The 1,084-nt window shown below is 42.4% G+C and carries 1 pseudogene; it reads left to right on the top strand.

Annotated elements, in window-relative coordinates:
- A pseudogene (locus JEP40_RS18945) lies at positions 1–1,084 on the top strand (fimbrial biogenesis outer membrane usher protein); the annotation flags it as partial.

The raw sequence follows: 1,084 nt of genomic DNA on the forward strand, positions 1-1,084 counted from the left end.
TATTACATTAGGTGTTTTTTCCGGCCTAAATCTACAAGGCTCTGCGTATGTTTTTGATAACGTTGCCGTCTTAGAAGCCAACAGTAATTTGCAATTAACCGACACGCTCTCCACCAGTTGGCAGGCGTTGATTGCTAAAGATGGTAGTAACCGTAATATTTTTACGGCTAACTACTCCTTACCTAAAGGAATTGGGGCGTTATGGGTTAATCGTGAAAAAGCAAATATCAAAGATAATTTCCCGATGTATGACTCTGATAACTACTCATTTGGTACTATCCTTAATTTGACTCAATTTTGGGAATATGCAGGATCATTTACCTATTCCTACACCAAAGATTTACGCGATAAAAATAAATCGAATAACTTTGAATACGCAACAACCCTCTACACAGGCCGCTATGGCAGCATGAGTTTGCGTACCGGTGTTCAACGTTATCATTACGATAACCAAAGCAGTACTAACGAAAAATACATTACCTTAGACTTCTCATTACCGCTGGCAACATGGCTCAGTGCTGGGGTGTCTTCGAGTAACGGAAATATCCATGGTGAGCTGTCAGCATCGAAAAACTTTGAAAACGCCCCGATCACCAGCGCAGGGTTATCCGTTTCGACCCTTCTTCATGATAAAGACGGGGCTGACAGTGATTTCTCCGTCGGCGGTTATGGCTCATTTGATACAAAATACAGTGCAGGGACGTTAACCATGAATCGCCCTAACGATGACCGATTAAATACCACGTTAACCGCTCGAGGCTCCTTTGCTTATAGTGATATGAACTTCTCTGCCAGTGGTAAACAAGAAACATCAGGGGTGATCGTCAAAACCGGGATTGATGGTGAAGGACAAATTGCGGCTAACGTCAATGGTCAGCGTTTTGTCTTATCGGGTAGTAATAACTTTATTCCGCTTTCGCCTTATGCCGAATATAAAGTCGAATTACTGAACGATAAAAACAGTGAAGATAGCTTTGATATCGCCTCGGGTCGAGTGAAAAATGTGGTGCTTTATCCGGGTAACGTGGCAGTGCATCAACCTGAACTAAAACAGATGGTGACCGTATTTGGTCGAATGAAATCA

Source organism: Proteus vulgaris, assembly GCF_016239305.1.
Lineage (GTDB): Bacteria > Pseudomonadota > Gammaproteobacteria > Enterobacterales > Enterobacteriaceae > Proteus > Proteus vulgaris_C.